The sequence below is a fragment of the Gallibacterium genomosp. 3 genome, assembly GCF_001678475.1.
Classification (GTDB): domain Bacteria; phylum Pseudomonadota; class Gammaproteobacteria; order Enterobacterales; family Pasteurellaceae; genus Gallibacterium; species Gallibacterium faecale.
The window spans coordinates 1-2,752 of record NZ_JTJR01000040.1 but is presented as its reverse complement, the minus strand read 5'-3'; the positions used below and the strand labels follow the sequence as shown (position 1 = coordinate 2,752).

Here is a 2,752-nt window from a genome sequence, read left to right as displayed (position 1 = left end):
AAAAAAAAACGCTAACCTCTCGGTTAGCGTCCTTCTTTCTTATTCAAACCTGGCAGTGACCTACTCTCACATGGGGAATCCCCACACTACCATCGGCGTAACAACATTTCACTTCTGAGTTCGGCATGGATTCAGGTGGGTCTATTGCACTCTCGCCGCCAGGATAATTCTTTTTTATTCCTTGCTTTTTCGCTTTTACTTGTATCTTTGCTTTTCGCTTCGCTCTGCTTTTTATCTTTGCTTTGCTTCGCGTTTTTCGCTCTGTCTTGTCCTTTGTTCTTTTCTTTTTCTTTCTCACCAATGTCACACAAGCTGTCAACCATCAAACTCTAGTCTCGTTTTTTTTCTCGCTTTCTTTCTTCTCGCTTCCGCCTCTTTCCGCCTCAGCTTAAAAACCCTTCAGCGTTGTATAGTTAAGCCTCTCGGGCAATTAGTATGGGTTAGCTCAACGGCTCACACCGCTTACACACCCCACCTATCTACGTCTTCGTCTTAAACAACCCTTACCAACTTCTCGTTAGGGAGAACTCATCTCGGGGCAAGTTTCGTGCTTAGATGCTTTCAGCACTTATCTCTTCCGCACTTAGCTACCCAGCATTGCTTCTGGCGAAACAACTGGAACACCAGCGGTGCGTCCACTCCGGTCCTCTCGTACTAGGAGCAGCCCCCCTCAATCCTCCAACGCCCACGGCAGATAGGGACCGAACTGTCTCACGACGTTCTAAACCCAGCTCGCGTACCACTTTAAATGGCGAACAGCCATACCCTTGGGACCTACTTCAGCCCCAGGATGTGATGAGCCGACATCGAGGTGCCAAACACCGCCGTCGATATGAACTCTTGGGCGGTATCAGCCTGTTATCCCCGGAGTACCTTTTATCCGTTGAGCGATGGCCCTTCCATTCAGAACCACCGGATCACTATGACCTACTTTCGTACCTGCTCGACTTGTCCGTCTCGCAGTTAAGCTTGCTTCTACCATTGCACTAACCTCACGATGTCCGACCGTGATTAGCAAACCTTCGTGCTCCTCCGTTACTCTTTGGGAGGAGACCGCCCCAGTCAAACTACCCACCAGACACTGTCCGAATACCCGTTCCAGGTACCTCGTTAGAACATCAAACGTTAAAGGGTGGTATTTCAACATCGACTCCTCACTAACTGGCGTTAATGTCTCTCAGTCTCCCACCTATCCTACACATTAAAATTCAAGGTTCAGTGTCAAGCTATAGTAAAGGTTCACGGGGTCTTTCCGTCTAGCCGCGGGTACACCGCATCTTCACGGCGATTTCAATTTCACTGAGTCTCGGGTGGAGACAGCCTGGCCATCATTACGCCATTCGTGCAGGTCGGAACTTACCCGACAAGGAATTTCGCTACCTTAGGACCGTTATAGTTACGGCCGCCGTTTACTGGGGCTTCGATCAAGTGCTTCTCTTTCGATAACACCATCAATTAACCTTCCAGCACCGGGCAGGCGTCACACCCTATACGTCCACTTACGTGTTTGCAGAGTGCTGTGTTTTTATTAAACAGTTGCAGCCAGCGGGTCACTTCGACTGGTTCATGCTCCATCCGTGCAGACTTCACACTACGCCAGCGCACCTTCTCCCGAAGTTACGGTGCTATTTTGCCTAGTTCCTTCACCCGAGTTCTCTCAAGCGCCTTAGTATTCTCTACCTGACCACCTGTGTCGGTTTTCAGTACGGTTTATTATGTAATATGCTTAGTAGCTTTTCCTGGAAGCGGGGCATCAACAACTTCGCAACCTTAGTCGCTCCTCTTCACGCCTCAGTATTAGATACCCGGATTTGCCTAAGTACCCTACCTACACGCTTGAACAGACCCTTCCGTCCGTCTGCTTGCCTAGCCTTCTCCGTCCCTACATCACTTACATAACAAGTATGGGAATATTAACCCATTTCCCATCGACTACGCTCTTCAGCCTCGCCTTAGGGGCCGACTCACCCTGCCCCGATTAACGTTGGACAGGAAACCTTGGTCTTCCGGCGAGCGGGCCTTTCACCCGCTTTATCGTTACTTATGTCAGCATTCGCACTTGTGATACGTCCAGCAAACCTCTCAGTTCACCTTCTTCCGCTTACACAACGCTCCCCTACCCAACAAGATTTCTCTTGATGCCGCAGCTTCGGTGCTATATTTTAGCCCCGTTACATCTTCCGCGCAGACCGACTCGACTAGTGAGCTATTACGCTTTCTTTAAATGATGGCTGCTTCTAAGCCAACATCCTAGCTGTCTAAGCCTTTCCACTTCGTTTCCCACTTAATATAGACTTTGGGACCTTAGCTGGCGGTCTGGGTTGTTTCCCTCTCCACGACGAACGTTAGCACCCGCCGTGTGTCTCCTATACATTACTCTTCGGTATTCGCAGTTTGCATCGGGTTGGTAATCCGGGATGGACCCCTAGCCGAAACAGTGCTCTACCCCCGAAGGTATTCATATAAGGCTCTACCTAAATAGATTTCGGGGAGAACCAGCTATCTCCCGGTTTGATTGGCCTTTCACCCCCAGCCACAATTCATCCGCTACTTTTTCAACAGTAGTCGGTTCGGTCCTCCAGTTAGTGTTACCCAACCTTCAACCTGACCATGGCTAGATCACCGGGTTTCGGGTCTATACCTTGCAACTAATCGCCCAGTTAAGACTCGGTTTCCCTTCGGCTTCCTTATTCAGTTAACCTCGCTACAAAATATAACTCGCTGACCCATTATACAAAAGGTACGCAGTCAC

The 2,752-nt window shown here is 49.5% G+C and carries 2 rRNA genes; both read right to left on the bottom strand.

Annotation, left to right across the window (positions count from 1 at the left end):
- Nucleotides 1–47: 47 nt before the first annotated feature.
- Nucleotides 48–163 (bottom strand): 5S ribosomal RNA (gene rrf / locus QV06_RS09485).
- A 246-nt stretch (nucleotides 164–409) separates the two neighbouring features.
- A 23S ribosomal RNA gene (locus QV06_RS09480) occupies nucleotides 410–2,752 on the bottom strand; the annotation flags it as partial.